General features: G+C 67.4%; 25 protein-coding genes, 1 tRNA gene and 2 pseudogenes. 8 read left to right on the forward strand and 20 right to left on the reverse strand.

Annotated features, from left to right (window positions below):
* Positions 1-309: 309 nt before the first annotated feature.
* Positions 310-843 (forward strand): annotated as a pseudogene (locus IP93_RS07105) (ribonuclease H-like domain-containing protein); the annotation flags it as partial.
* A gap of 51 nt (positions 844-894) precedes the next feature.
* On the opposite strand, the gene selD reads toward IP93_RS07105, so the two are convergent.
* The 8 genes from selD to fdnG form a co-directional block, all read right to left on the reverse strand.
* Complete coding sequence (gene selD, locus IP93_RS07110) at positions 895-1977, reverse strand: selenide, water dikinase SelD (RefSeq protein ID WP_144813778.1); 1083 nt, start codon at positions 1975-1977, stop codon at positions 895-897.
* Between the two features lie 32 nt (positions 1978-2009).
* Positions 2010-2105 (reverse strand) — tRNA-Sec (locus IP93_RS07115).
* A gap of 3 nt (positions 2106-2108) precedes the next feature.
* Positions 2109-4070: a selenocysteine-specific translation elongation factor gene (selB, locus tag IP93_RS07120; protein WP_144813781.1), complete on the reverse strand. Its 1962-nt coding sequence runs from the start codon at positions 4068-4070 to the stop codon at positions 2109-2111.
* The gene (gene selA, locus IP93_RS07125) at positions 4067-5422 is read right to left on the reverse strand and encodes an L-seryl-tRNA(Sec) selenium transferase (protein ID WP_242006803.1); all 1356 of its coding nucleotides are present in this window, start codon (positions 5420-5422) and stop codon (positions 4067-4069) included. The genes selB and selA overlap by 4 nt, the downstream gene beginning before the upstream one ends.
* Positions 5423-5499: 77 nt before the next feature.
* Complete coding sequence (fdhE, locus tag IP93_RS07130; protein ID WP_144813787.1) at positions 5500-6480, reverse strand: formate dehydrogenase accessory protein FdhE; 981 nt, start codon at positions 6478-6480, stop codon at positions 5500-5502.
* 77 nt (positions 6481-6557) lie between these two features.
* Positions 6558-7205 (reverse strand): formate dehydrogenase subunit gamma, encoded by a 648-nt coding sequence (locus tag IP93_RS07135; protein ID WP_144813789.1) that lies wholly within the window; start codon positions 7203-7205, stop codon positions 6558-6560.
* Positions 7202-8119: a formate dehydrogenase subunit beta gene (gene fdxH, locus IP93_RS07140; protein WP_144813792.1), complete on the reverse strand. Its 918-nt coding sequence runs from the start codon at positions 8117-8119 to the stop codon at positions 7202-7204. The genes IP93_RS07135 and fdxH overlap by 4 nt, the downstream gene beginning before the upstream one ends.
* Before the next feature lie 10 nt (positions 8120-8129).
* Positions 8130-11198 carry a formate dehydrogenase-N subunit alpha gene (fdnG, locus tag IP93_RS07145; RefSeq protein ID WP_144813795.1) on the reverse strand — a complete coding sequence of 1023 codons (3069 nt, stop codon included), beginning with the start codon at positions 11196-11198 and terminating at the stop codon, positions 8130-8132.
* 185 nt (positions 11199-11383) lie between these two features.
* Here fdnG and fdhD point away from each other — a divergent pair.
* A pseudogene (gene fdhD / locus IP93_RS07150) lies at positions 11384-12205 on the forward strand (formate dehydrogenase accessory sulfurtransferase FdhD); the annotation flags it as partial.
* Here fdhD and IP93_RS16080 read toward each other — a convergent pair.
* Positions 12171-12332 carry a YpsA SLOG family protein gene (locus IP93_RS16080; RefSeq protein WP_425480035.1) on the reverse strand — a complete coding sequence of 54 codons (162 nt, stop codon included), beginning with the start codon at positions 12330-12332 and terminating at the stop codon, positions 12171-12173. The pseudogene fdhD and the gene IP93_RS16080 overlap by 35 nt on opposite strands.
* 62 nt (positions 12333-12394) lie before the next feature.
* A complete protein-coding gene (locus tag IP93_RS07155) occupies positions 12395-12829 on the reverse strand; it encodes a hypothetical protein (protein WP_144813800.1) in 435 nt (144 codons plus the stop codon).
* 391 nt (positions 12830-13220) lie between these two features.
* On the opposite strand from IP93_RS07155, the gene IP93_RS07160 reads away from it, so the two are divergent.
* Positions 13221-14441 carry a c-type cytochrome gene (locus tag IP93_RS07160; RefSeq protein ID WP_199747146.1) on the forward strand — a complete coding sequence of 407 codons (1221 nt, stop codon included), beginning with the start codon at positions 13221-13223 and terminating at the stop codon, positions 14439-14441.
* A gap of 7 nt (positions 14442-14448) precedes the next feature.
* Here IP93_RS07160 and IP93_RS07165 read toward each other — a convergent pair whose 3' ends face one another.
* The 6 genes from IP93_RS07165 to IP93_RS07190 all read right to left on the reverse strand — a co-directional run bounded on the left by IP93_RS07165 (position 14449) and on the right by IP93_RS07190 (position 17923).
* A complete protein-coding gene (locus tag IP93_RS07165; protein ID WP_144813801.1) occupies positions 14449-14970 on the reverse strand; it encodes a DUF1993 domain-containing protein in 522 nt (173 codons plus the stop codon).
* 140 nt (positions 14971-15110) lie between these two features.
* Positions 15111-15302 carry a YegP family protein gene (locus tag IP93_RS07170; RefSeq protein WP_144813804.1) on the reverse strand — a complete coding sequence of 64 codons (192 nt, stop codon included), beginning with the start codon at positions 15300-15302 and terminating at the stop codon, positions 15111-15113.
* A gap of 74 nt (positions 15303-15376) precedes the next feature.
* Entirely contained in the window at positions 15377-15949 is a 573-nt protein-coding gene (locus tag IP93_RS07175; RefSeq protein ID WP_144813806.1) for an NADPH-dependent FMN reductase, read from the reverse strand.
* Between the two features lie 106 nt (positions 15950-16055).
* Positions 16056-16616, reverse strand: a complete 561-nt coding sequence (locus IP93_RS07180; protein ID WP_144813808.1) for a YceI family protein — start codon at positions 16614-16616, stop codon at positions 16056-16058.
* A gap of 1 nt (position 16617) precedes the next feature.
* On the reverse strand, positions 16618-17202 hold the full coding sequence (locus IP93_RS07185) for a cytochrome b (protein WP_144813810.1): 585 nt from the start codon (positions 17200-17202) through the stop codon (positions 16618-16620).
* 13 nt (positions 17203-17215) lie between these two features.
* Entirely contained in the window at positions 17216-17923 is a 708-nt protein-coding gene (locus IP93_RS07190; protein WP_144813812.1) for a pirin family protein, read from the reverse strand.
* A 147-nt stretch (positions 17924-18070) separates the two neighbouring features.
* Here IP93_RS07190 and IP93_RS07195 point away from each other — a divergent pair, with 147 nt between their 5' ends.
* A complete protein-coding gene (locus tag IP93_RS07195; RefSeq protein ID WP_242006791.1) occupies positions 18071-18802 on the forward strand; it encodes a glutathione S-transferase family protein in 732 nt (243 codons plus the stop codon).
* Between the two features lie 24 nt (positions 18803-18826).
* Here IP93_RS07195 and IP93_RS15615 read toward each other — a convergent pair whose 3' ends face one another.
* From IP93_RS15615 to IP93_RS07210, 4 genes are all read right to left on the reverse strand, one after another.
* Positions 18827-18976, reverse strand: a complete 150-nt coding sequence (locus tag IP93_RS15615; RefSeq protein ID WP_158636295.1) for a hypothetical protein — start codon at positions 18974-18976, stop codon at positions 18827-18829.
* 65 nt (positions 18977-19041) lie between these two features.
* A complete protein-coding gene (locus tag IP93_RS07200) occupies positions 19042-19716 on the reverse strand; it encodes an alpha/beta hydrolase (RefSeq protein WP_242006792.1) in 675 nt (224 codons plus the stop codon).
* A gap of 28 nt (positions 19717-19744) precedes the next feature.
* Positions 19745-20545, reverse strand: a complete 801-nt coding sequence (locus IP93_RS07205) for a dioxygenase family protein (RefSeq protein ID WP_144813817.1) — start codon at positions 20543-20545, stop codon at positions 19745-19747.
* Between the two features lie 133 nt (positions 20546-20678).
* On the reverse strand, positions 20679-21620 hold the full coding sequence (locus tag IP93_RS07210; protein ID WP_158636296.1) for a TonB family protein: 942 nt from the start codon (positions 21618-21620) through the stop codon (positions 20679-20681).
* A gap of 163 nt (positions 21621-21783) precedes the next feature.
* Here IP93_RS07210 and IP93_RS07215 point away from each other — a divergent pair, with 163 nt between their 5' ends.
* The 4 genes from IP93_RS07215 to IP93_RS07230 all read left to right on the forward strand — a co-directional run bounded on the left by IP93_RS07215 (position 21784) and on the right by IP93_RS07230 (position 25795).
* Complete coding sequence (locus IP93_RS07215) at positions 21784-22809, forward strand: glycerophosphodiester phosphodiesterase (protein ID WP_144813822.1); 1026 nt, start codon at positions 21784-21786, stop codon at positions 22807-22809.
* Positions 22810-23000: 191 nt separating this feature from the next.
* Positions 23001-23618 carry a transcriptional repressor LexA gene (gene lexA / locus IP93_RS07220; protein ID WP_144813823.1) on the forward strand — a complete coding sequence of 206 codons (618 nt, stop codon included), beginning with the start codon at positions 23001-23003 and terminating at the stop codon, positions 23616-23618.
* 2 nt (positions 23619-23620) lie between these two features.
* Positions 23621-24277, forward strand: coding sequence for a translesion DNA synthesis-associated protein ImuA (imuA, locus tag IP93_RS07225; protein WP_144813826.1), 657 nt, complete (start codon positions 23621-23623; stop codon positions 24275-24277).
* A 12-nt stretch (positions 24278-24289) separates the two neighbouring features.
* Positions 24290-25795: a Y-family DNA polymerase gene (locus IP93_RS07230; RefSeq protein ID WP_144813827.1), complete on the forward strand. Its 1506-nt coding sequence runs from the start codon at positions 24290-24292 to the stop codon at positions 25793-25795.
* Position 25796 lies beyond the last annotated feature (1 nt).

Here is a 25796-nt window from a genome sequence, read left to right on the forward strand (position 1 = left end):
ATGCATCCATCCACTGGAGCCATGCCCGCACCTTGCACGGGCACGCATGGAGCCACCGGGCCGATGTCCGCTCGCGACAACGGGATGCCAGGTGCCACCAGCCCCGATCCGCAAGCTTCGCTCGACCGATTGCGCCAGCTCCTGCGCGTGCGCACGCCTCGTCCGGTTCGTCCCCAGGCGCACTTGGACCGCGAGGTTCCCGGCACCGAAATCGCCCCGGGCGTGCGACTTGTCGAACGCATCCAGCGCTGCGGACAGACCCCCGACTGGCTGGATGGCACCTTCGACCGCAAGGACCTGCTGCGCAGTCGCGACCTGCTGTTCTTCGATACCGAGACCACGGGTCTTGCGGGCGGCACCGGTACCCGCGCCTTCATGATCGGCGCAGCCGACTGGGTCGACGATGGTCTGCGCGTGCGCCAGCTCTACCTGACCGCCATGGCGGGCGAAGCGGCGATGCTGGATGCCTTTGCCGGCTGGCTGAATCCCGCGACGATCCTGGTCAGCTACAACGGTAAGTGCTATGACGCGCCGCTGCTGGCGACCCGCTACAGGCTGGCACGCCGCACCAATCCGCTGGCCGCGCTGGCGCACGTGGACCTGCTGTTTCCCAGCCGCCGACGCTGGCGTGGCATATGGGAAAACTGCCGCCTTGCCACCATCGAACGCGAAGTACTGCGCGTGGTGCGTGAAGACGACCTGCCCGGTGCCGAAGCCCCCGCCGCCTGGCTGGAGTACCTGCGAGGTGGCAGTGCCAACAACCTGCGGCGCGTGGCCGCGCACAATCACCAGGACGTGGTGTCGTTGTCGCGACTGGTAGGGGTGCTGGCGCAAGCGGCTTGATCGGGCATCGCCGCAACCGGCTTGAACGAGCGCTGCCGCCGGGTTTGCAACTCAGCCCGCCAACACCTGGACATGTGGCGTCCCCGCAACCATGCGACCGATGGCGGTTGCGTCGGTGAACCCGCCTTCGCTGAACGCCAGCAGCACGTCCGGGGCCGCATCCGGCGAACACGCGACCAGCAGCCCGCCGCTGGTCTGGGGGTCGGTCAGCAGCGCGCGCCAATCCGCCGGCACGTCATCCGCCAACCCGACGTCCGCGCCATAGGAGTTCCAGTTGCGATTCGATGCCCCGGTCACGCAGCCGGCCTCGAACAGCGACCTTGCCTGCCGCAACAGCGGCACGCTATCGACGGAGACCTCCGCGGCATGGCCACTGGCCCGGCACAATTCCAGCAGATGGCCCAACAGGCCGAAACCGGTGACGTCGGTCATTGCGTGAACGGCCGGCAACTTGCCCAGGCGCTCGCCTACCCGGTTGAGCTGGGTGGTGGTTGCCAGCATTTCACGATAGCCGTCCGCGTCCAGCAGGCCCTTCTTCAGCGCGGAGGAATACACACCCACGCCGAGCGGCTTGCCCAGCACCAGCACGTCGCCTTCGCGCGCGCCGCCATTGCGCTTGAGGTGGGCCGGATCCAGCACGCCGATGGCCGCCAACCCATAGATGGGCTCCACCGAATCGATGCTGTGCCCGCCAGCCACCACGATGCCCGCGTCCGCGCAGGCCTGCTCCCCGCCGCGCAGGATCTCGCGGATGGTCTCCGTGGACAGCGTGTTGATCGGCATGCCAACCACCGCCAGCGCGAACAACGGCGCGGCGCCCATCGCGTAGAGATCGGACAGGGCGTTGGTCGCGGCGATGCGGCCGAAGTCGAACGGATCATCGACGATGGGCATGAAGAAGTCGGTCGTCGCCACCACCGCTTGCCGCTGATTGAGGCGATAGACCGCGGCATCGTCGCTGGTCTCGCGCCCCACCAGCAACTCGGCCGGCGCCGGCAGGCCGGAAATGCCGTGCAGCAACCCGGACAGCACGCCCGGCGCAATCTTGCAGCCACAACCGCCACCATGGGCGAGGGACGTGAGCCGGGGCTCGATGGCGCCGGTTTCGTCCGGCAACTTCGTCGTTGCATCCACGCGCGATGCCCTCCGTGAAACCCATGTTGAACTGGCGGAAGGCAGCAGGAGTCGAACCTACCAGGGAGCGATCGACGCCCCCTACTGGGTTTGAAGCCCAGCCGCATGCCCGGATGCGCATGCCTTCCACGTCACGACGATGCGGCGGTTACCGCGGACTCGTGTGCCGGCCCCGCGTTCCACCGCACGCCATCGCGGGGAAGGTGCGCTTCGCCAACGCGTCGAGTGTAGCCAACGCGATCGAAGAACTCCAAGATCTGGATGCTGCGTTTGCGCCCCAGTCCGATGGCGTCACGGAAGGCCGCGGCTTCGACGCCGCCGTTGCACCTGGCGAGCGTGTCGACAATGCCCGCGAGTTCCCCGATGCAATCGGGGTGGTAGTACAGATCGGGCACCACCTGGTAGACCTCGCCGCGTGCGGCGGCACGCTTGAGCACGGCGCGCATGCGATCCTCCGGCTCCCCTGCCTGCGCGGCGACCGTGCGCACCCATGGCGGGTCGAACCGTCCGTCCAGCAGCAGTGGCAGTACCTGCCGCAGCGTTTCGACCTGCCGCTCGGACAGCGCCTGGTCATGCCCGGGAAGTCGCCACCAGGTGCCATTGCGCTGAAGCCGCCCCTCGCCATGCAGCGATTGCAGCAGCGCCTGCCACGCCCCGGTGGCGATTTGGGGACACGTGAGCCGCCGCAGCCGTCCACTGTCGATCCCCGGTTCGTCGGGGTGGCGCTCGTGCCAGTCGTGGACGGCTTGCAGCGCCTGGTGCGCCAGTGACGCCCAATGGGCGATGAGGATCACGTGCCCGCCGTCGCGGCCCTCGACGTGCATCGCATCCGCGGGGAGCACGATCCGCTCCGACGGGAGCCGGCAATAACGTACCAGCGTGGACATCGCCAGGCCGAAGGGGGCCTGTTGCAGCAGGTTGCCCATGCCCTCGCCCGCTGCCAGCCGCTCCAGCGCGGCAAGCCACGCGAGCCGCGCGGGCGTGCGTCGCCGCCGGTGCGGTGCCTCGGGGTCCAGCACGATGCCGCCCCCCAGGGTAGCCGTCGCGGCCGCATTGCGCACGATGAAACGATCCCCGGTGGAGGCGCAGACCGGCGCATCGAACACCAGTTGTACCAAGATGCCCCGCCCATCATCGCGGGCGTCCAGCACGATGGCGTGCGCCAGCCTGTGCATCGTCCCCCAATGCACGTGCAGTGGCGTCCAGTCGCGCAGCGACGTGCCCGGCGCCAGCAGGCGAAGGCGCACATCCACGCGCAGGGTCGCAACAAAGGCCCTCGGGTCGGCGATCCAGTCACCGCGGGAGATCAGCTCGCACTCGATCCCGGACAGGTTGAGCGCGCAACGCTGGCCCGAGCCGGCGAGATCGGCCGCACGGTTCTGCGCATGGATGCTGCGTATCCGCACCGGCATGCCCCGCGGCATCAGTACCGGCCGATCACCGGCATCGGCACGGCCGCCGTAGACTGGACCGGTCACCGTGGTGCCGTGGCCCTGCAGGCTGAACACACGATCCACCGGCATGCGGAACAACTCGGCACGGGCGGGATGTCCTGCACCGCTTGCCAGCGTTGCCGCCGTCGCCCTCAGATGGGCCAGCAGCGCGGCAATGCCGGGATCGTCCGCCCGGGTGCTGTTGCAGATGAAAAGCGGCGCATCCCGCAGCACCGATTCGCCAAGCACCGCGCCGATCTGGCCACGCACGTCTTCCAACCGCGCGGCATCCACCCGATCGGCCTTGGTCACCGCGATCGCACCACGACCCACACCCAGCAGGTCGAGGATGGCCAGGTGCTCGCGCGTCTGCGGCATCACGCCGTCGTCCGCGGCAATGACCAGCAATGCGAAGTCGATGCCAGTCGCGCCGGCCACCATGGTGTGCACGAAGCGCTCATGCCCGGGCACGTCGACGAAACCCAGCATCCCTTCGGCGGTGTTGCCGTCGGTCGTGTCCCGCGCCACATAGGCATAACCCAACTCGATGGAGATGCCGCGCGCCTTCTCCTCCTTCAGCCGGTCGGTGTCCACACCGGTGAGCGCACGCACCAGGCGGGTCTTGCCATGGTCGATATGTCCCGCGGTACCGATGATCATGCCGACAGACCGGGCAACTGGGCCAGGAAAGCCGCTTCGTCCTCCGGATCAAGGCAGCGCAGGTCGAGCCACAACGCATCATCGGCCACGCAACCCACTACGGGCCTGGGCAGTTGACGCAAGCGTTTGGCCAAGCGATTCAGGCCACTGCGTTTCGCCATCGCCGACTGGATCCGGAACCCCGCGCTGGGCAATCGCGCCTCGGATTGCGCCCCGCTGCCCACCTGGCTGTCCAGGCGTGCCACGTCGACACGGTATTCGGGCGCGAAGGCCTGCTGCATCGGCTCCTGCAGGCGCTCCGCCTGCTCCCAGATCGTGTCGACGCCACGCGACAATACCCGCGCGGTGGGCAGTCGCTGGGTCAACAGTTCCGGTTCCCGATACAGCGCCAGCACGGCCTCCAAGGCAGCCAGCCCCATCTTGTCCATCCGCAGGGCACGCTTGAGCGGGTTGCGATTGATCCGCGCGATCAGGTCGGCGCGTCCCACCAGGATGCCGGCTTGCGGCCCGCCCAGCAGTTTGTCCCCACTGAAGGCGACCAGGTCCGCGCCCGCCGCCAATGCCTCCTGCACGGTCGGCTCATGCGGCAGTCCCCACGCACGCAGGTCGCAGAGGCTGCCGCTGCCAAGGTCCACGGCCAGCGGCACGTTCCGCTCGTGCGCCAACGCCGCCAGCGCCGCAGTCCCCACCTTCGCGGTGAAACCGGTGATGGTGTAGTTGCTTGGATGCACCTGCATCAGCAGTGCGGTACGCGGACCCATGGCATTGGTGTAATCCGCGGGATGGGTGCGATTGGTGGTGCCGACCTCCACCAGTTTCGCGCCTGCGTTGCGCATGACATCGGGAATGCGGAAGCTGCCGCCGATCTCGACCAGCTCACCGCGCGACACCACCACCTCGCGCCGGTTGGCCAGTGTGTTGAGTAGCAGCAATACCGCGGCTGCGTTGTTGTTGACCACCGTGGCCGATTCCGCGCCGGTCAACTCGCACACCAGCGACCGCACCCGCGCGTCGCGATCGCCGCGCCGCCCGCTGGCAACGTCGAACTCGAGATCGACGGGCGACGACATGGCCTGCACCACGGCATTGACCGCGACCTCCGGCAGCACCGCACGCCCCAGGTTGGTATGCAGCACGGTGCCCGTCAGGTTGAAGACGCGGCTGAGCCGCCTGCCCTCCTCCGCCTGCATCGCCTGCTCCACCGCAACTACCAGCGCGTCGCCCTGCACGGCCTGCGCCAGTGCCTCACGCGACAACGGGCTGACCTGGATCTGCTCGCGCAGCGCCTGCAGGTGCCCGCGCAGCAGCCGGGTTACCCGGCTGCGCCCATGCTGTTCCATCAACGCCGCCATGTGCGGCGTGCGCAGCAACTGGTCCAGCGAGGGCAGATCGCTGGCGGATACGAGTCCGGTTTCACGCAGCACCGGCTTCACTCCTGTTCCGGATGCCACAGCAGGGGGTTCTGGCTCGCACGCTCGTACCCCTGCTCGCCCAGCAGGATGTCCAGCGCCAATGTTCCCAGGTCATCGGCCAGCGGTTCCACCTCGGGGCCGAACTCCTCGTAGAGGATCTTCCGGTAGCCGTGGCAGTGCTCGCAGGTTTCGGCGCGCACTGGAGCCGCCTTGATCGCGTCAGCGGACGCGTCCAGCGCGGTCAGCGACTGGTAGGCGATGTCCTTGCCCGCCGTCCCGCAGCGGCTGCATTGCACCCGCACGTAGTGCCATTGGCATGCACACAGCCCGCAGGCCAGGTACCGGTAGGCGGCATGCGGCGCCTTGGCATGGACCATGCTCGACACGGGCTGGAAGCCGCACAGGGGACACAAGCCGGGCGCATCCGCCATGGGTGCAAGCGCCTCGATGCGGAAGGCAAGCCCCAGGGCCAGCCAATAGACCTGCAGCGCAGCCATGACCAGCGGCGCCGCCGCGACGTCCACCGGCGGCGCGCCGGGAACCTCGAGCAGCGCGTCCGCCTGCCCCTCCAGCCAGTCGTCCGGAGCCTCGATGACGCGGGCCAGCGTGGCGCCGACGGCGTCCGGAAATCCGGCGTGTCCCGCACAGCGCCTGCACAGCGAACGCAGCAGTACGCGCCAGTGCGCATCGCGCCGCACGCTGGCGGCGTGCAGCGGCGGCATTCCCGCGTCAGCGGCGGCCGCCGGCTGTTGCGCCAGCGCCGACTGCTGCAGCGCCTGCAGCTGCACTGCGGTCAATCCGTCCAGTTCAGCCTGCTGCGCGTCCACCACCAAGGCCAGCATGGCCAGGTAGCCGCCAATCGGATTGCCTTCGACCAGTGCGCGAAGTCGCTCGGCACGCGCCGGGAACAGCGTTCCCCGCTCGGGGAGAATGATGCGCGGAATGTCACGCTGCGCGAGCGTTTCGATCTCGCCAGGTTCTAGGGTGCGTTGCGCCATGGGGTCACGGACCGGGGGAACGAGCCCCTATCCTGACCCGTTGCCGTCCACGCCGTCCAGCGCGGCGGCGGCCCGACTCAATCCGGCGCGCGACGCCCGCTGATCACGTCGCGGAACCACTGGCGGTGGTGGCGATATGCCCAGCCGTAGGTCACCTTGCCTTCGGTCATCGCCCCGAGCGAGCCCTTGACCCAGAACGCCGCGTAGACATGCACGATGATGGCGCACGCCAGCAGCAGGCCGAACAGCGCATGCACCACCGAGGACAGGCGCAGCACGCCAATCGGGAAGAACGCGCTGAAGTATGCGCGCCAGATCACCAGACCGGACAACAGCAGCGCGAGCAGGAAGACGATCAGCGCCCAGAACAGCACCTTCTGCCCCGCATTGAAGCGCCCGGCCGGCGGCAGGTCCTCGTCGTCGTTGTCGAGCACTTTGCGGACGTTGCGCATCCACACCCGGTCATTGGCGACGAACAGGTTGTCGCGCCACATCCGCAATGCCAGCAACACGAACGCCACCACCATCAGCAGACCGATGAACGGGTGCAGGATGCGCGTCCAGGGGCCGCCCCCGAAGATGGCCGACAGCGGGAACAGCGCCGGGTGGAACAGGCTCATGCCGGACAGGACGGCCAGCACGAAACTGATCGCCACGATCCAGTGGTTGATGCGGGTCGACACGCGATAGCGCTCGATGGTGTGGGGGTGTTTGCCAGCACTCATGACCGTTTCTCCTCTGCGGTGCGGGCGGCCTCCTGCTCGGCCCGCGCTTCGTCATCCTCATCGGCCACGTTGCGGCCGCTGCGGATGTAGTGGAGGAAACCGATGAAGGCCGCGGCCAGCATCGCGCCCACGCCCAGCGGTTTGGCCACGCCTTTCCACAGCTTGACCGCCGGACTGATCACCGGGTCCTTCGGCAGCCCGCTGTACAGACCGGGGTTGTCCGCGTGGTGCAGCACGTACATCACATGCGTGCCGCCCACGCCCGCCGGGTCGTACAGGCCAGCGTTCTCGAAACCGCGGGACTTCAGGTCGGCGATGCGCAGATCGGCATGCTCGATCATGTCCTCCTTGCTGCCGAACTCGATCGCCCCGGTCGGACAGGTCTTCACGCACGCCGGCTGCTGGCCCACCGCAACGCGGTCCGAGCACAGCGTGCACTTGTAGGCCTTCTTGTCCTTCTTGGAGATCCTGGGGACGTTGAACGGGCAGCCGGTGATGCAGTAGCCGCAACCGATGCAGTTCTCCTCCTGGAAATCCACGATGCCGTTGGCGTACTGGATGATCGCGCCCGGGGACGGACACGCCTTCAGGCAGCCCGGGTCTTCGCAATGCATGCAGCCGTCCTTGCGGATCAGCCATTCCAGGTTGCCCTGCTCGTCCTCGTGCTCGCTGAAGCGCATCAGCGTCCACGACTGGTCGGTCAGGTCCGCCGGGTTGTCGTACACGCCGGTGCAGCTGCCGACCTCGTCGCGCAGGTCGTTCCACTCCATGCACGCGACCTGGCACGCCTTGCAGCCGATGCACTTGCTGACGTCGATCAGCTTGGCCACCTGGCCCGCATGTGCGCCACGCGCCTGTGGCGGCGGCGTGGTCGTCGCCGAGCGACGGATGATGTCCAGCGATTGCAGTGCCATCGTCCGCCTCCTATGCCTTCTCGACCTTGACCAGGAACGACTTGAATTCCGGCGTGTTGGTGTTGCCGTCGCCCACCGACGGCGTGAGCGTGTTGGCCAGGTAACCGGCCTTGGTCGCGCCGATGAAGCCCCAGTGGATCGGCACGCCGACCTGGTGCACGGTCTTGCCGTCGATGGTGAGCGCCTTGATGCGCTTGGTCACCACCGCCACCGCTTCGATATGGCCGCGCTTGGAACTCACGCGCACGCGGCCGCCGTTGGCCAGGCCCAGTTCCTCGGCCAGGGCCACGCCGATCTCCACGAACTGCTGCGGCTGGGTGACCGCGTTGATACGCGAATGCTTGGTCCAGTAGTGGAAGTGCTCGGTCAACCGATACGTGGTGGCCACGTGCGGGAACTCATCGGACTTGCCGAACTGCGCCCGGTCGTTCTTGAACACGCGCGCGGCCGGGTTGCTCAACGTGCCCGCCTGGTTGGGGCTGAGCGGGTTGCTGGCCAGCGGCGTCTCGAACGGCTCGTAATGCTCGGGGAACGGGCCTTCGGCCATACCCCCGCGGGCGAAGAAGCGTGCCACGCCTTCGGGGTTCATGATGAACGGCCCCATGCCGTCGGCCGGGTTCTCGTCGGCCTTGTAGTCGGGCACGTCCGCCCCACCCCAGGCCTTGCCGTTCCATCCGATCAGCTTGCGCTTGGGATCGAAGGGCTTGCCATCGGGGGCGCACGAGGCGCGGTTGTAGAGCACGCGACGGTTGGCCGGCCACGCCCAGGCCCAGTTGGGCGTGGTGCCGATGCCCGTCGGGTTGGCATTGTCGCGGCGCGCCATCAGGTTGCCGGTCGGCCCCCAGGCGCCGCAGAAGATCCAGCAGCCACTGGTGGTGCTGCCGTCGTCGCGCAGCTCACCGAAACCGGCCAACTGCTCGCCGGCCTTGCGCAGCACACGCGTGGGATCCTTCGGGTCGGGGAGGTCCGCCAGCGCCTTGCCGTTGTACTCCTTGGCCAGTTCCTCGGCCGTGGGTTCGTGCGGCCGGGCGTAGTCCCAGGCCAGGTTGACGATCGGGTCCGGATACACGCCGCCTTCGGCCTCGTACAGCGCCTTCATGCGCGCAAACAGCTCGGCCATGATCTCGATATCCGCGCGCGCCTCGCCCGGCGGGCTGGCACCCTTCCAGTGCCATTGCAGCCAACGCGAGGAGTTGACCAGTGCGCCCTCGTCCTCGGCGAAGCAGATCGTGGGCAGGCGGAACACCTCGGTCTGGATGCTGGCGCTGTCCACGTCGTGGTACGGGCCGTGGTTCTTCCAGAACTCGCTGGTCTCGGTGGCGAGCGGGTCCATGGTCACCATGAACTTGAGCTTGGAGAACGAACGGGTGACCTTACCCTTGTTGGGCGCCGCCGCCAGCGGATTGAAGCCCTGGCAGACGTAGCCGGTCATCTGCCCCTGGTCCATCAGCTCGTAGGCCTGGATCATGTCGTAGGGCTTGTCCAGCTTGGGCAGGTAGTCGTAGGCCCAGTTGTTCTCCGCCGTGGCCGCGTTGCCCCACCAGGCCTTCATCAGGCTGACGAAGAACTTGGGATAGTTCTGCCAGTAGCTGAGCTGGTTGGGCCGCAACGGTTGCTGCGTGCGCTTGGTGAGGTAGGCCTGCAGGTCCTGTTCGGTTTCGTTGGGCAGGGTCAGGTAGCCCGGCAGCAGGTCGGACATCAGGCCCAGGTCGGTCAGGCCCTGGATGTTGGAATGCCCGCGCAGCGCGTTCATGCCACCGCCGGCGATGCCGATGTTGCCCAGCAGCAGCTGCACCATCGCGCCGGTTCGGATCATCTGCGAACCGACCGAGTGCTGCGTCCAGCCCAGCGCGTACAGGATCGTCATCGCCCGGTCCGTGGTGGCCGTGGAGGCGATCAGGTCCCAGATCTGGCGGACCTTGTCCTTCGGCGTGCCGCACACGCGCTCGACCATGTCGATGGTGTAGCGCGCGTAGTGCTGCTTGAGCAGGTTGTAGACGCAACGCGGGTGCTGCAGCGTCGGGTCGGTCTGCACGTAGCCGTCGGCGCCACGCGCGTAGTCCCAGCTGGAGCGGTCGTACTTGCGCGCGTCCGCGTCATAGCCGGAATACAGCCCGTCCTTGAACGCGAACTCGTCCTTCACGATGAAGGACATGTCGGTGTAGTTGCGCACGTACTCGTGCTGGATCCGGTCGGACGTCAGCAGGTCGTTGATCAGGCCACCGAGGAACACGATGTCGGTGCCGGTGCGGATCGGCGCATACACGTCCGCCACGGACGCAGTGCGGTTGAAGCGCGGATCGACCACGATCAGCCGCGCCTTGTTGTGCGCCTTGGCCTCGGTTACCCACTTGAAGCCGCACGGATGCGCCTCAGCCGGGTTACCGCCCATCACCAGTACCAGGTCGGCATTCTTGATGTCGACCCAGTGATTCGTCATCGCACCTCGGCCAAACGTCGGGGCAAGACCTGCCACCGTCGGGCCGTGTCAGACACGCGCCTGGTTATCGAAGACGAGTAATCCGAAGGAGCGCATCACCTTGTGGGTGAGGTACGCCGTTTCATTGCTGGTTGCGGACGCCGCCAGCATGCCGGTGGTCAACCAGCGGTTGACGGTCTGCCCGGCGTTGTTCTTTGCGACGAAGTTGGCGTCGCGGTCGGCCTTCATCAGCTTGGCGATGCGCGTCATCGCATCGTCCCAGGTGATGCGCTGCCATTTGTCCGAGCCCGGCGCGCGGTACTCGGGGTACTTGAGCCGCGACTCGCTGTGGATCATGTCCACCAGGCCGGCGCCCTTGGGGCACAGGGTGCCGCGGTTGACCGGATGGTCCGGATCGCCTTCGATGTGGAAGATGTTCGGCTCGGCGTTCTTGGAACCATCGCCCATCGCGTACATCAGGATGCCGCAGGCCACCGAACAGTAGGTGCAGGTCTGCCGCACCTCGGTGGACCGGGCCAGCTTGTATTGCCGGACCTGTGCCAGCGCCTCGCCGGGAGCGAAGCCCATGACCGCCACGCTGGATCCCACCAGGCTGGCGCCGCTGACTTTCAGGAACTGGCGTCGACTCAACGTGGTCATGCCGCTCTCCTTGGAGATCGCCACGCAGCAAACCCGCCTGCATGGCATCGGGTACACGGTTGCAAGGGAGTCCGTCCACTGCGTGTCGGACGGTCACGCCAATGCCCGCAATTGGCCCGATATATACCACAACCACACGTAGGGAAAAGGGGTGGTTCCCCGCCCTGCTTCGCTATGATGCAGGCATGAGTCCGTCCCCGCCTGAAGAGTCCCCCGGATACGTCCGTCGCCGGCTCACCCGCTGGCGTGAAGGCGTGGTCGAGGTGTCCGACGACCACGTCGCCGACGAGCGACCGGTGGAACTGGTCTACAACGGCCAGTCCTTCGCGGTGATGATGGCGACCCCGCAGGACCTGGACGATTTCGCCCTGGGCTTTTCCCTCAGCGAAGGCCTGATCGTCGCCCCCTCCCAGCTGTTGGACGTGGAGATCCGCCCCCTGTTGGAGGGCATCCAGCTGGCGCTGCGCGTGCATGAAGACGCGCCTGGGGCCAAACTGGATGGCGCTGCCCAGCGCATCCTGCCGGGACGCAGTGGTTGTGGCCTGTGCGGTAGCCGGCAACTTGAGGACGTGGTGCGCCAGCCCGCCCCCGTGGAAGGCGATATCAGCGTGACGCCCTCTGACCTGGAGCGCGCGCTGCTGGCCTTGCAGCAGCGCCAGCCGATCAATGCGGTCACCGGCGCGGTGCACGCGGCGGCTTGGGGCCGGGCCGGCTGCGACGTGGTGCTGGTGCGTGAGGACGTGGGGCGCCACAACGCCCTGGACAAGCTGATCGGTGCCCTGCACCACGCCGGGATCGACCCCGCATCCGGCTTTGCGCTGATCACCAGCCGGGCCAGCTACGAGATGACGATCAAAGCGGCCAGCGCCGGGATCACGGTGCTGGCCGCAATCTCCGCGCCCACCGCGCTGGCGATCGAGCTGGCACGCAGCGCCGGCTTGACCCTGATCGGGTTTACCCGTGCGGGGAGCTTCAATGTCTATTGTTGCCCGGAACGGCTGAATGCCACCGCGTTCCCACTAGACGGCCCTCAGGGCACCAGCCACCGCACTCAAATCCCGCAGCCAACGCAGCATCAAGGGCTGCGCGGTCTGCTCCGGTTTGTCCGCCGCTAACTATCCGGAGAAGCCTCATAAGTGTCTAAAAGTTGCTGGATTAAGACCGCGCCGCGAAGCCGCACTGGCTTGGACGAATTGTTAGCCATCAAGCGGCGATACATTGCCATCCCGATCTACAAATAGCGGCACGACCTCGAGATACTTCCCCTCGCCGCGCGAGGGATCAAACGTCTCCACGAAGACGACGGTCGTATCGCCTTCGCAGCTGGCCTGCACCTGCTCAATATTACGCGCTTGAAGTGCCCGGGCTACTTGGGGAAGTTCATGAATGTACTTTCCATTCACCCAGATATGTAAGCGGGAGCTCGGTTCAGAAACAAAGTCTTTCGTGTACGTGATGTGCCCGCTAGTTCCCGATGGGCATGTAAAAGAATAGGTCAACTGAGAGTGAGCAGGCTGCCGATAGCCTGAAGCACCTGCAACCATTGGCAGCACGAGTACGGCTGCCAGAAGCGCGGCAGTAATGGTATCGAGCAGCCTTCCATCAATCCTGGAGCCGTGTACGGTCGCCATGGTTCCCCTCTTGCGCGCTGGCACGACATCATCGCCCTGCCCCACTCCAGCGTGGCGCATATCGGACTTGCTTAGCAACAACGGTCCGGATCGCCTCACTGAGACTTTTCCCCACCCAGTGGACAAGATTTGTCCGACGCCGGGCGAATGCGGCCGCTGCTGCCCTCAAATCCGGCGCAGCTGCTCTGGAGGTCGCTACAGCCGTTCCCAAATTCGTCGCTTGATCAATGCTCACTGCAGGCACCCCGCAACATTGCTGCAGCCATGTGACCGGCGGCGCTGGGAAAAAATCGCCCCCTGCCCCCGTCGGCCGGACTTTACACAGAAGGATGTTGCTCCAGCTTGCGCGGGGGGCCAGCGTGGGCCTACCCCACACACTCAGGAGTCCGCCATGAACCGGCACCACCGTGCACGCTGGCCTGCCATGCAGCGACCGGGCCTGTGGACCTCGTTGGGCCTTGCCGTGGCGGCGCTGGCCTATGTGGGCCTGCAAGCCGGCGGCGACGCCTTGGCCGCCGAATCGCACCATGCGAACAGTGCCGTGCCCACGCCGGCACAGTTGGCCGAGGGACAGCGGATCTTCCGCTTTGACACCTTTGGCGACGAGCAGAAGTGGACCGACCAGTTGCGCCTGCACCAGGTGGTGGAGGCGGCGGTGGATCCGCTCACCGCGCTGGCGGTGGGACTGAAGGTGGACGCCGATGCGCTGCCGCCGGGCATCCTCGGGTCGGTGGATCTCAGTGACCCGGCCACCACGGTGGCGCTGCTGCGCTTGAATGCGGTGGTCGGCCTGCAGGCCACGGTGGACGCGAACAACCACATCACCCGGCTGGGGGTGACCTGCGCGCTCTGTCACTCCACGGTGGACGACTCGGTCGCGCCCGGCATCGGCCGGCGGCTGGACGGCTGGGCCAACCGCGACCTGGACGTGGGCACCATCATTGCCCTCTCGCCAGAATTGACCGACGCGCAGCGGGCGGTGTTCCGCAGCTGGGGACCGGGCAAATACGATCCGCGCTACAACATCGACGGATTGAATACGCCACTGGCGCTGCCGCCGATCTACGGACTGGCCCACGTGACCAACGAGACCTACACCGCCGACGGCCCGATCTCCTACTGGAACGCCTACGTGGCAGTGACGCAGATGGGCGGCCAGGGCAACTTCGTCGACCCGCGCCTGGGCATCGCCGTCCACCACGATCCGGATCTGGTCACGCCCAAGCTGGCGCCATTGCTGGTGTACCAGAAGAGCCTGCAGGCGCCCAAGCCAGCGCCTGGCAGTTATGACGCAATGGCCGCCAACCGCGGCAGGACCGTGTTCGCGCGCAACTGCATGGGCTGCCACATGGGCGTAAGCGGCACCGACAACGACCGGGGCGTGCTGCATGCCCCGGGCGAGACCGGCATGGACGGCGCCTATGCGGCGCGCACCGTCACCGGTGCGTACCGCACCACCCCGCTACGCGGCCTGCAATACCATGCGCCGTACTTCCACGACGGCAGTGCCGCGACGCTGGCGGACGTGGTGCGCCATTACGACAGCGTGCGCGGGCTGGGGCTGGACGCGCGCCAGCAGGCCGACCTGACGGAGTTCCTGAAAACGCTGTGAGCGCGGCTCAGTGGCCGCCTTCCACCTGGATGTGGGGGGCGAGGAATGTCATGAAGTCGGCCTTGCCCACCGGCACGCCCAGCATGCGCAGGATCGCGTAGGTGGTGGTGAGGTGGAAGTACAGGTTGGGCAGCAGGTAGTCGCTGACGTACTGGCGTGCGGGCAGTTCGGCATGGCGGCCGGGGCCCAGGCCCACGCGTTTGACCTCGTCCAGCTTGCGGTCGTCGGCGCCGATGGCGGCGACCCGCTCGCGCGTCTGCTGGATGGCCGCGCGCGCCTGCGCCAGCGAGGCGATGTCGGGCTTGAGGTTGTCGATGGGCTCGCCGGCGCACCACAGCGCGAAACCACGCGGCTGGTTGCAGGCAAACGCCACCTGCCCGCCCAACGGGAACATGTCGGGGGCCAGCCGCTCCTGCAGCATGGCATCGGCATCGGGCAGGTGTTTCTGGCCGAGGGTCAGCAGGTGGTCCAACACGTCCAGTCGGGTCTGGAACACGCGCTGCAGTTCGGCAATTTCATGGTGGCTCATGGGCATCCTGGCGGGGGCGCTTCTGCGCGATACGGGCAGCTTAGCGGACAAAACAGAAACGCCGGCGGGTCGCCGGCGTTTCGTTGGTGCCGCGGTGGCCAAAGCCGGCCGCGGCAGGTGCGCGGCGTTGCCGCTCGGTTTCAGGCCTTGGCCGTGGTCTGGTCGTCGGTACTGGCTTCCGGCGCGTGGTTCTTCACCGAGGCGATGCCGTTCTCCGCGGAGGCGCGGGTCTTGTACATCTCGCTCTTGAGGATCGTCTGGCCATTGCTGGCCTGCAGCCGGAAATAGAACTCGCCGTTGGTCGCGGTCTTGAGCACGAACTTGCCTGCCATGGACAACTCCTGTGGTGGTTGTGGATCGAAGGTAATACGCGTGCGTGATGCAATCCGGGATGAGTGCCCTGCCCTTATCCCTTGCGCGGCAGCACGGTCAGCACGCGGCGCACGAACTGATGGAATTCCGCCATGTAGTTGCGCAGGAATTCCTCGGTGCCGGCATCGGTGATTTCACCATCGGGCGTGATCAGGCCGGGCTTGAACTGGATATAGGCCTCGGGGGCGTTCATCTGCGGCGAGTTGCAGAAGCTCAGCACGCTGCGCAGCTGCTGCTGGGCGACGGCGGTGCCAATGGCCCCGGGCGAGGTACCGATCACGCCAGAGGGTTTGTGCGCGAACGAGTTGGTGCCCCACGGGCGGCTGGCCCAGTCGATGGCGTTCTTCAGTCCGCCTGGAATGGAGCGGTTGTACTCGGGCGTCACGAACAGAACGGCGTCGGAGTCTTCGATGGCCTTCTTGAACGCCTTGCCTTCCGGCGGGTAGTCGGCGTCGTAGTCGTAGCTGTAGAGCGGCAGATCCTTGAAGGAGATCTCGTGGAACTCGAACTCCTTGGGCGACACGCGAATCAGCGCGTTTGCCAGTTGGCGGTTGATCGAGCCCTTGGCGAGGCTGCCGATGAGGTATCCAACCTTGTACTGCGACATGCGTGGCTCCTGGCGGGGTGGGAGCCAAAGTGTGTGCCGCCATGGGGTTATGCCCCCGTGAACAGGGGGCATGCTCATCCTGCCGCTTTTCGATCAGCGAGCCCGATCAGGGCTTGGGCGCAAACGTCACCCGGGTGGAGACCGCCACCTCGTTGGGGATCAGCTCGGTGTCGGCCCAGTCGCCGCCGCCCACGCCAAAGTCCAGGCGCTTGACGGTGGCCTTGCCGGCCAGGACAGGTTTGGCGCCCGGCGTCCAGGTGAAGGTCAGCGTGACCGGGCGGCTGACGCCGCGCAGGGTGAGTGTGCCATCGGCGGCGTACTTGTTGCCGCCCAGGCTGCGGAAGCCGTTGGCCGTGTAGCGCGCCTGGGCGAACTTGGCCACGCTGAAGAAGTCGCTGCTCTGCAGGGTGGTGTCGCGGTCGCTGTTCTTGGTGGTGGTGCCGGCCAGCGGGATCAGCACATCGAGCTTGGCGGCCTTGGGTGTCGCCGGGTCGAAGCTCAGCGTGCTGCGGAAGCCCGGGAACTGCCCCGTGAACACTTCACCCTGGTACTGGCTGGCAAAGCTCAGCGCGCCCGAGGCCTGCACATAGTCGGCGGCGTTGGCGGGTGCAGCGACCAGCAGCGCGGCGGCGATCGGCAGGGACAACAGGATCGGCTTGAAGGTCATCTCAGTACTCCGGTTCGGTCTGGGCAAGGGTGGCGCGGCTCGGCACGGCGGGCAACATCCGCTTCAGGGTGTCGTCGCGCTGCGCGACGTGGTGGAAGATCGCGGCACCGGCGTGCAGGGCGACCAGCGCGACCAGCAGCCAGAAGCCGTACACGTGGATGGCCGCCGCAAGGTCCGCGAGGCCGGCATCGCGCCCGGCCAGCGCTGGTACGTTGAACTGCTCGAACCACTGCAGCGGGTAGCCCGATGCCGAGTTGAACAGCCAGCCACTGAACGGCAATGCAAACATCAACGCGTACAGTGCGACGTGGGTCAGCGAGGCGATGCGGGCCTGCCAGGTGGGCGTGCCCGCCACCGGCGCAGGGACACCGGCGTATACGCGCCACGCCAGGCGCAGCGTGACCAGCGCCAGCAGGGTCAGTCCCAACGATTTGTGCAGGGCGTAGGTGCTGATCTTGGCCGGGGTGTTGGGCATGTCGCCCATGCCCAGGCCCAGCCATGCAATCCACACCAGCAACAGCAGGATGGTCCAGTGCAGCAGCTGGCTGACGGCGCCCCAGCGGGTGGCGGTGTTTTTCAGGTTCATGCGTGGACCTCCGTCACTGCAGGCGCGGCAGGTCGAACACCAGCAGTTCCGCACCGGTGCCCTGCTCCACGTCCACGTGGGTCTCGTCCGCATACAGCAGTGCATCCCCGGCGGACAACGCGTGGCCGTTGACCACGGCCTTGCCGCGGGCCACGTGGACATAGGCCAGGCGGCCCGGCGCCAATGCCAGCTTGGCGCTTTCGCCCGCGTCGAACAGGCCGGCATACATGCGCGCGTCCTGGTGGATGGTCACGGAGCCATCGGTGCCGTCGGGGCTGGCCACCAGGCGCAGGCGGCCGCGCTTCTCGGCGTCGGGGTAGGCCTTCTGCTCGTAGCTGGGCGTGACGCCACGCACCGAGGGGATGATCCAGATCTGCAGGAAGTGGGTGGTGCCCTGCTGGTCGTGGTTGTACTCCGAATGGGTGATGCCGGTGCCCGCGCTCATGCGCTGCACTTCGCCCGGCACGATGGCGGCACCGTTGCCCATGGAGTCGCGGTGGGCCAGCGCGCCTTCCAGCACGTAGCTGATGATCTCCATGTCCTGGTGCGGGTGGGTGCCGAAGCCCTGTCCGGCCTGCACGCGATCTTCGTTGATCACGCGCAGTGGTCCCCAGTGCATGTGGCGCGGGTCGTGGTAACCGGCAAACGAGAAGCTGTGCCACGAGTCCAGCCAGCCATGGTTGGCGTGGCCGCGTTCGTTGGTGGCGCGCAGGGTGATCATCGGGAACCTCCTGGATCGTGGGTGGCGATGCGCCTGCATCGCCCGTCGTGAAAAGTGTCGATGAAGATTCTGGCGGGATAAATCAGGCGTGGCGACACCTATCGTTCCGTTTGTGCATTCAATAAGGTGGCCTATCGGCGCCGCCGGATGACCCGCATACTGACCGCCCCCATCGTGGATGCCTGCATGTACCACCTGCATATTGGCAACAAGAACTACTCGTCGTGGTCGCTGCGCCCCTGGGTACTGATGCAGGTGCTGGGCATTCCCTTCGAAGAATCCGTCACGCCGTTTGCGCCGGCGGGCGCCCCCAATCCGTTCCGGTCGTTCTCGCCCAGTGGGCAGGTGCCCTGCCTGATCCACGGTGGGCGTGCGGTGTGGGATTCGCTGGCCATCATCGAGTACCTGGCCGAACGCCACCCCACGGTGTGGCCGGCCGATGACGTCGCACGTGCGTGGGCGCGCTGCGCTACCGCTGAGATGCACGCGGGCTTCCGCGACCTGCGCACGCAGTGCGGCATGAACTGTGGCGTGCGCGTGGCGCTGGAGGGCGGTGTGTCGCCGGGTACCCAGGCGGATCTGGCGCGCATCGATGCGTTGTGGAACGAAGGCCTGACGCGTTTTGGCGGGCCGTTCCTGAGCGGCAGCGAGTTCACTGCGGTGGATGCGTTCTATGCGCCGGTGGCGTTCCGCATCCAGACCTACACGTTGCCGCTGTCACAGCCGGCGCTGGATTACGCGTCGCGGTTGTTGGCGCTGCCGGCGATGAAGGCGTGGCACGAGGCCGGGCTGGCCGAGACATGGCGCCATGACGCGCACGAGCAGGACCTGCGCGAGGCCGGCCGCGTCGTGCAGGATCTGCGCGCCGTCGAAGGCTGACGGCTCCAGGACCGGCGCGGAACCTCAGGGCAGGAGCGCGCCGGCCGCGCCTGACGGGTGGGCCGGTCCGCCGTTCATCCACGCCCACGCCACGGCCGCCATCAGCGCCAGCCCCAACAGGCCGCGCAATACGCGTTCCACCCGGTCGCTTCGGCGACCTTTCGGCGTGCTCATGGTGTTGCCCCCCTGTCCCCTGCGTCGATGTAACGCCTGCCTGCGCGGGGTGTCTGCGATTGCGGTCACACCTTGCCCAACAGGGAGTGGTACCACGCCTCGAAATCGGCCTGCATGGCCGGGCTGATGGTGTGGTCGATGGGGTAAAGGCGCGTGGCGTGCTCCACGCCCAGTTGCGTGAGCCACGCATCGGCGCGCTCGGCCCAGGCCACCGGGAGCTTGCCGTCATGCATGCCGTGGCCGATGAAGCCGCGCACGTTGCGCAGGCTTTCGGCAGGGGCCAGCAGGGTTTCCAGTTCTGGCAGGATGCGTCCCGACAGCACACCGAAGCCGGCCACCCGCTCCGGCGCCGTCAAACCCACGCTGGCGCTCATGATGCCGCCCTGGCTGAAGCCGGCGATCACGGTGCGCGCCGGTGCAATGCCGTGCTCGCGCTGCAGGCGTTCCACCCAGCGGATGAGTGCGGTGCGGCTGGCCTCGGCTTCCTCGGGTTGGATCTGCGGGCCGTTAGGCGTGAACGCCACGCGGAACCAGCCAAACTGCCCCGGTCCAAACGCAAGTCGCCCTTGCGGCAGCACCACCAGCACGTCCTTGCCAGCGGTGGCGGCCAGGTGGGCGAGTTGTGTTTCGTTGCCGCCCACGCCGTGCAACAGCACCAGCAAGGCGGTGGGCGTGGTGGGCGCGGGTTGGACCACACGCCACGCCAGGCCCGTATCGGTATCGCGGATCAGTTCACTCATCGTCGGCATGGTCATCATTACACCGGTCTCAGTGGGGCGCGTTGGCGGACGCCACGTCGCCCCACAGGTACGAATCCATCGACAGCACGCCGTAGGTCATGCCGCCTTCGATGAAGTGCCGCGCATCGTCGGCCTGGCTGGCGCCCAGCGCCACCAGCAGCGGCAGGAAATGCTCTTCGCTGGGGTGGGCACGCTCGGCATTCGGCGCGCGGCGGCGGTAATCGACCAGGCCGTGGACGTCGTGACGAGCCACGGCGTCGCGCACCCAGTCGGCGAACTGCTGCGCGTACTCGGGGTCATGGATGTGTCGACGGAACTCGTACAGGTTGTGGGTCATGCTGCCCGAACCGACGATCAGCACGCCCTGCTCGCGCAGCGGCGCCAGCGCGGCGCCCAGGCGCAGTGCGCCGGCGGCATCGATGTCATGCGGCAACGACACCTGGAACACCGGCAGGTCGCCCTGCGGACGCAGGTGGCGCAGCGGCACCCACGCGCCGTGATCCAGCCCGCGCTGCTCATCGATGGCGACGTTGAAACCGGCATCGGCCAGCAGCGACGCGGCCTGCGCAGCAACGTCCGGCGCACCCGCCACGTCATAGCGCAGCGTGTACAGCACCGGCGGGAAGCCGCCGAAGTCGTGGATGGTCTCCGGGCGGGTCGCGGTGGTCACGCGGACGCCGCGCGTCTGCCAGTGCGGTGACACCACGAGGATCGCGCGGATGCCATGCAGCGATTCGCCCAGCGCCTGGAGGCGTGGGCCCAGTTGTCCAGGCTCCACCGCGAACATCGGTGAGCCGTGGGATACGAAGAGGGACGGTGCAATCTGCATGACGGGACTCCGGGGAATGCGCAGGCGGGGCCTGCGCCCGATGTGCCCAGTCTAGGAGTGCCTTCTGGCGGAACAAATAGCGTGAAGGATCACGTTGTGTTCCATGGATGACATCAACGTGTCGGTGCCGACGTCATTCCGGAAGCCGGAACTGCACCGTCCTCACCAGTTGGACATTGCCCTGGCCTGACGAGAACCGCCAGCGCCGGGCAGCCGCCAGTGCCGCCTCGTCGAAGATGCCCGATGGCGTGGCGGAGGCGACACGAGGGTCGGCGACGCTGCCATCGGGCAGGACGGTGAACGCGACGTTGACGTGCCCCTGGATACGCCGATTGGCTGCTGCACCTGGATAACGTGGGGGCACGTCCTGCAGCAGCGTGCGTGAGGGGTTGGACACCGCCGCGGCAGCAGGCGGCTGCCTGGCTGCAACCTCGGCCGGTCGCGGTGGTGACGCCGCCTGTGCCGGGGCAGCGATCGGGGCGGGAGGCTGGGATGCGACGGGCCGGGAGGCAACCACCGCGGACGCAGTGGAGGAAGGCGCATCGGCTGTCGCTTTGGCCGGCATCGAAGCCGGGGCCACGGCTTCACCCACGGCCGGGACTTGCGCGGCACGGCGGGCGGCTTCGCGATCCGCCTGCAATAACGCATCGCGCAGTCGCGGCAATGCAGGCGCCTCGGGGTTCATCCTGTCCAGTAACGCCACCAACCGCTTGCCCTCGACGGGATCGCCACGATCCAACGTCTTCTCGATGGCAATCAGCAGGTAGGGTTGCAGTTCCTCCAGGGCGGCACGCATCGCGCCGTCATCCGCGCCTTCCCGCCGAAGCGCCTCGCGCTGGGACAGGTACAACTCGATCGCACCGCCGGGGGTATGGATCCGCTGCTCACGCAGCGCCTTCTGGACACGACGCTGGAATGTCGCGTCATTGTCACTGGAGTCAATCGCCGCGATCCCGTCAGCGGCAAGGCTGGCGTCTCCCGTCCCGCCGCCAGTGCCAGGTTCCGACCCGCACCCCGATGCCATCACGAGGGCGATGAGCGCCGCCGCGCCGCGGATTCGCGTGCCCCATGCCATGGTGTTCCCCCCTGATGTACGTGGCTGCGCAGGGTAGGAGTCGAATATGACCGGGTGACGGCATGCGGCCAACGCTCGAGGCATGACAGGTTGCGTATGCTTTTTCCTCCATACTGCCGGACCTGTTGACGTGATCTCCCCTGTCGCCACGGCGGATCCTCCCATGGCATCACTGGCAAGCCCCGTGGTGGTCATTGCCCACCGTGGCGCCAGTGCCTTGCGCCCCGAACACACGCTGGCCGCCTATGCGCAGGCCATCGCCGATGGCGCGGACTTCATCGAGCCGGACCTGGTCGCCACACGCGACGGCGTCCTGGTGGCGCGCCATGAGAACGAGATCGGCAGCACCACTGACGTGGCCATGTTCCCCGGGTTCGCCGATCGCCGTCGTCGGCAGGTCATCGATGGCGAGGCGGTCGAGGGATGGTTTACCGAAGACTTCACCCTGGCGGAACTGAAGATATTGCGCGCCCGCGAGCGCCTGCCCCAGCTTCGTTCCACGCGGCACGACGGCCGGTTCCCGATCGCAACGCTGGACGAAGTCATCGAACTGGTCGCCGCCGAGTCCGCGCGATTGGGCCGGATGGTCGGCCTGATCCCGGAGATCAAACACCCCACCCATTTCCAACGCCTCGGGTTGCCCATGGAGGACCGCTTGCTGGAGCGACTGCATGCGCACGCTTACACGCGCCGGGCACCGGTGGTGATCCAGTCGCTCGAGGTCGGCAACCTGCGCTACCTGAGCGAGCGCCTGGTTGGGCGCCCGAATATCCGGCTGCTGCAATTGCTCGGAGCGCCGGACGAATGCCCTGCCGACCCGGTCGATGGCGATGGGGGTCGGCTGCGCTACGGCCAGATGATGACGCCCGCGGGCCTGCGTGCGATCACGACATACGCGCAGGTGATCGGCCCGCCGTCGCGCGCGGTCGTGCCCGTGACGGCACAGGGGGCGCTGGGCATGCCGACGTCCCTGGTGCGCGACGCCCATGCCGCCGGCCTGCAGGTGCAGCCGTACACCTTCCGCCCGGAGAACCACTTCCTGCCGCGCGTGCTGTGGCAGGGCGAGGATCCGCGCACGGTCAATCCCGAAGGCTCGATCGCCGAGATCCGCGCCTGCCTGGTGGCCGGCATCGATGGTTTTTTCACCGATCACCCGGCCATCGGTCGCAAGGCGGTGGACGGGCGCTGAGCCGGTCGTGGCGGTGACGGCCGTCAACGCCTGTCACGTGTGGAAAAGTGCGCGCACCCCGCAATGGCAATGCGCGGTGTGGGCAGCGTCCAACCGTTTGCGTCGCGGTCCGTGAGACCGTCGGTCGGCAGGCTGGCCCGGTGCCCTCCCTGTTCACCCCATCGCGCCCGGTTATGACTAATATTAGTCACATGAGCCTGACCGACACCCAACGCGCCATCCTCGACTTCATCCGCCAGCGGGTGGAGACCGACGGCGTGCCGCCCAGCCAGCTGGAGATCGCCGCAGCCTTTGGTTTCCGCCAGAACAAGTCGGCGGGCTACCACCTCAGGGCGCTGGAGGACGCGGGCGCCATCGAGCGCGTGCCGGGCCAGGCGCGCGGTATCCGGCTGGTGGAGCGGCGACCGCGGCGACGTGCCCGCCCCGAGCAATTGCGCCTGCCGGTGCTGGGCCAGGTGGCGGCCGGCCCACCCATCGCTGCCGATATCGGCAGCGATGCGGAGATCCTCATTGACCGGGTGCTGTTCTCCCCCACCCCCGACTACCTGCTGCGGGTAAAGGGTGACTCGATGCGCGAGGACGGCATCTTCGACGGCGATCTGGTGGCCGTGCACCGTACCAGTGAGGCGCGCAACGGCCAGGTGGTGGTGGCGCGGATCGACGGTGAGATCACCATCAAGCGGCTGGAGTTGCGCACGGGGCACCTGCGCCTGTTGCCGCGCAACCCGGACTTCGCGCCCATCGAGGTGCCGGCCGGCGCCGACTTCGCCATTGAAGGCATCTACTGCGGCCTGGTGCGGCAGGGGTGAGCATGGGTGCGGTGATGCCACTGGAAGCCCTGCTGGATGCGCGCCGGGTATGGCGCGGGCAGTCGCATGCGATGCCGTTGTCCACCTGTCCAACCGGCCATGGCGCGCTGGATGCGGCCCTGCCCACCGGCGGCTGGCCGGAGGCAGCGCTGACCGAGTTGCTGTTGCCCGCACCGGGTATGGGCGAGTTGCAACTGCTGTGGCCCACGCTGGCGCGGTTGTCGGCGCCTCAGGCGTCGCTGCAGACAGCAGACGGGCGCGTCATCGCCGTGGTGGCACCGCCGTGGTTGCCGTATGCCCCGGCATGGCAGGCCGCGGGCGTGCACCTGCCCAACCTGCAGGTGGTCCGCTGCGAAGGCCGCGACGCACTGTGGGCCGCCGAGCAGTGCCTGCGCTCGGCCGCGTGCGCGGCGGTGCTGTGCTGGCCGGAAAAAGCCAACGATCGCGCCCTGCGCCGTCTGCAGGTAGCGGCGGAAACCGGACAGTGCCTGGGCTTTGCCTTCCGTGATCCGCAAGCGGCGCGCAATCCCTCCCCGGCCGCGCTGCGCCTGCTACTGGAAGGCCGTTCGCGGGAAGGTGAACCGGCCCGCGTGCGCGTGCTCAAGTGTCGCGGCGGTGCCGTCCCGGCGCACCCGCTTCCGCTGCGCGTCGCGCATTGATGCGGAGCGCACATGCACTGGGCTTGTCTGCTGCTGCCGCAACTGGCGCTGGATGGCGTCCTCCGCCGCCACCCTTCACCGCACGAACCGTTGGCGCTGCTCACCGGGCCAGCGCAACGGCGCGTGCTGCATGCGGTGAATCCGGCTGCCAAGACCCTCGGCTTGCGCGCGGGCATGGGCTGGGCCGCGGCGCAGGCGTTGTGCAGCGGCTTCACCACCGTCGAACATGACCCCGAGGCCACCGAACGTCTCCGCCGGTTGTTGGCAGCATGGGCCTACGGGTTCAGCTCGCAGGTCAGCACCGACCTGCCACACGCCGTCGTGCTGGAGGTGGGTGGCAGCCTGAAGCTGTTCGGTCCATGGCCGCGCTTCGAGGCCCGCTTGCGCGAGGAGTTGCAGGCGCTGGGCATTCGCCATCGCATCACCTTGGCGCCCAACCCGCAGGCCGCGCGCCTGCTGGGCAACGTGGGCGATGGGCTGGCGTTGGACGACGACGACCTGGTGACCGGGCTGGGCCGCATTCCGGTGGATCGCGCGGGGCTGCCTTCGGAGGTGGCCACCGCGCTTTCGCGCATGGGCCTGCGCCGGTTGCAGCAGGTATTCGCCCTGCCTCGTGACGGGCTGGCGCGACGCTTCCCCAGGGACCTGCTGTCCTGGCTGGACACCGTGCGTGGCCTGCAGGAGGCACCCCTGCGCCATTACCGGCCACCCGACCGTTTCGATTCGCGCATCGAACTGGAACACGAAGTCGAATCCAGCCAAGCCCTGCTGTTCCCGCTACGTCGGCTGACCGCCGACCTGGCGGCGTTCCTCGCCGGGCGCGACGGTGGCGTGCAACGGTTCGTGCTGCGGCTGGAGCATGACCGTCGCACCGATACCGAAGTGGTGGTCGGCCTACTGGCCCCCGAGCGCGAGGCCAGCGTGTTGTTTGAACTGGCTCGCGGCCGGCTGGAACAGGCACGCGTACCCGCACCGGTACGGGGCCTGCGCCTGCTGGCACGCGAACTGCCATCGTTCGTTCCCGCGCGCCGCGATCTGTTCGACCTGCGCCCGCAGCAGGCCGTGCCATGGCTGCAGTTGCGCGAACGCCTGCGCGCCCGTCTGGGCGATGACGCGGTGCATGGTTTGGCCGTGCAGGCGGACCATCGCCCCGAACACGCATGGCGACGTCTGGATCGTGACGATGCGCTGACGATAAAGCCACCTGTATCCAGACGAGTCCGCACATCAGCTGTATCGTCCAGTGTCGAGGTCATCACCCCATTGCCGGGAGAACTCGACAACGGCATCCCCATTCCACGGCTTCGCCCGGGTTGGCTGCTATCCGAGCCCCACCCCCTGCCCGACCACGGTCTGCGCCTGCTCGCGGGCCCCGAACGCATCGAATCGGGTTGGTGGGATGACGGGGACGCACGCCGTGACTATTACCTGATAGAGACCGGCACGGGACAGCGCGGCTGGGCGTGGTGCCCCGCGGGTACGCACGGGCCGTGGACCCTGCATGGGTGGTTCGCATGAG

The organism is Aerolutibacter ruishenii (assembly GCF_007830115.1).
Lineage (GTDB): Bacteria > Pseudomonadota > Gammaproteobacteria > Xanthomonadales > Xanthomonadaceae > Aerolutibacter > Aerolutibacter ruishenii.

Coding starts and splice junctions, on each gene's coding strand:
- IP93_RS07215 (WP_144813822.1), top strand. CDS start 21,784: ATGGCATCACTGGCAAGCCCCGTGGTGGTCATTGCCCACCGTGGCGCC.
- fdhE (WP_144813787.1), bottom strand. CDS start 6,480: ATGGCGCAACGCACCCTAGAACCTGGCGAGATCGAAACGCTCGCGCAG.
- IP93_RS07155 (WP_144813800.1), bottom strand. CDS start 12,829: ATGGCGACCGTACACGGCTCCAGGATTGATGGAAGGCTGCTCGATACC.
- lexA (WP_144813823.1), top strand. CDS start 23,001: ATGAGCCTGACCGACACCCAACGCGCCATCCTCGACTTCATCCGCCAG.
- IP93_RS15615 (WP_158636295.1), bottom strand. CDS start 18,976: ATGAGCACGCCGAAAGGTCGCCGAAGCGACCGGGTGGAACGCGTATTG.
- IP93_RS07195 (WP_242006791.1), top strand. CDS start 18,071: ATGACCCGCATACTGACCGCCCCCATCGTGGATGCCTGCATGTACCAC.
- IP93_RS07230 (WP_144813827.1), top strand. CDS start 24,290: ATGCACTGGGCTTGTCTGCTGCTGCCGCAACTGGCGCTGGATGGCGTC.
- imuA (WP_144813826.1), top strand. CDS start 23,621: ATGGGTGCGGTGATGCCACTGGAAGCCCTGCTGGATGCGCGCCGGGTA.
- IP93_RS07205 (WP_144813817.1), bottom strand. CDS start 20,545: ATGCAGATTGCACCGTCCCTCTTCGTATCCCACGGCTCACCGATGTTC.
- IP93_RS07185 (WP_144813810.1), bottom strand. CDS start 17,202: ATGAACCTGAAAAACACCGCCACCCGCTGGGGCGCCGTCAGCCAGCTG.
- IP93_RS07210 (WP_158636296.1), bottom strand. CDS start 21,620: ATGGCATGGGGCACGCGAATCCGCGGCGCGGCGGCGCTCATCGCCCTC.
- IP93_RS07190 (WP_144813812.1), bottom strand. CDS start 17,923: ATGATCACCCTGCGCGCCACCAACGAACGCGGCCACGCCAACCATGGC.
- IP93_RS07180 (WP_144813808.1), bottom strand. CDS start 16,616: ATGACCTTCAAGCCGATCCTGTTGTCCCTGCCGATCGCCGCCGCGCTG.
- IP93_RS16080 (WP_425480035.1), bottom strand. CDS start 12,332: ATGAGGCTTCTCCGGATAGTTAGCGGCGGACAAACCGGAGCAGACCGC.
- IP93_RS07135 (WP_144813789.1), bottom strand. CDS start 7,205: ATGAGTGCTGGCAAACACCCCCACACCATCGAGCGCTATCGCGTGTCG.
- IP93_RS07160 (WP_199747146.1), top strand. CDS start 13,221: ATGAACCGGCACCACCGTGCACGCTGGCCTGCCATGCAGCGACCGGGC.
- selB (WP_144813781.1), bottom strand. CDS start 4,070: ATGATCATCGGTACCGCGGGACATATCGACCATGGCAAGACCCGCCTG.
- selA (WP_242006803.1), bottom strand. CDS start 5,422: ATGGCGGCGTTGATGGAACAGCATGGGCGCAGCCGGGTAACCCGGCTG.
- IP93_RS07165 (WP_144813801.1), bottom strand. CDS start 14,970: ATGAGCCACCATGAAATTGCCGAACTGCAGCGCGTGTTCCAGACCCGA.
- fdxH (WP_144813792.1), bottom strand. CDS start 8,119: ATGGCACTGCAATCGCTGGACATCATCCGTCGCTCGGCGACGACCACG.
- IP93_RS07200 (WP_242006792.1), bottom strand. CDS start 19,716: ATGAGTGAACTGATCCGCGATACCGATACGGGCCTGGCGTGGCGTGTG.
- IP93_RS07170 (WP_144813804.1), bottom strand. CDS start 15,302: ATGGCAGGCAAGTTCGTGCTCAAGACCGCGACCAACGGCGAGTTCTAT.
- IP93_RS07175 (WP_144813806.1), bottom strand. CDS start 15,949: ATGTCGCAGTACAAGGTTGGATACCTCATCGGCAGCCTCGCCAAGGGC.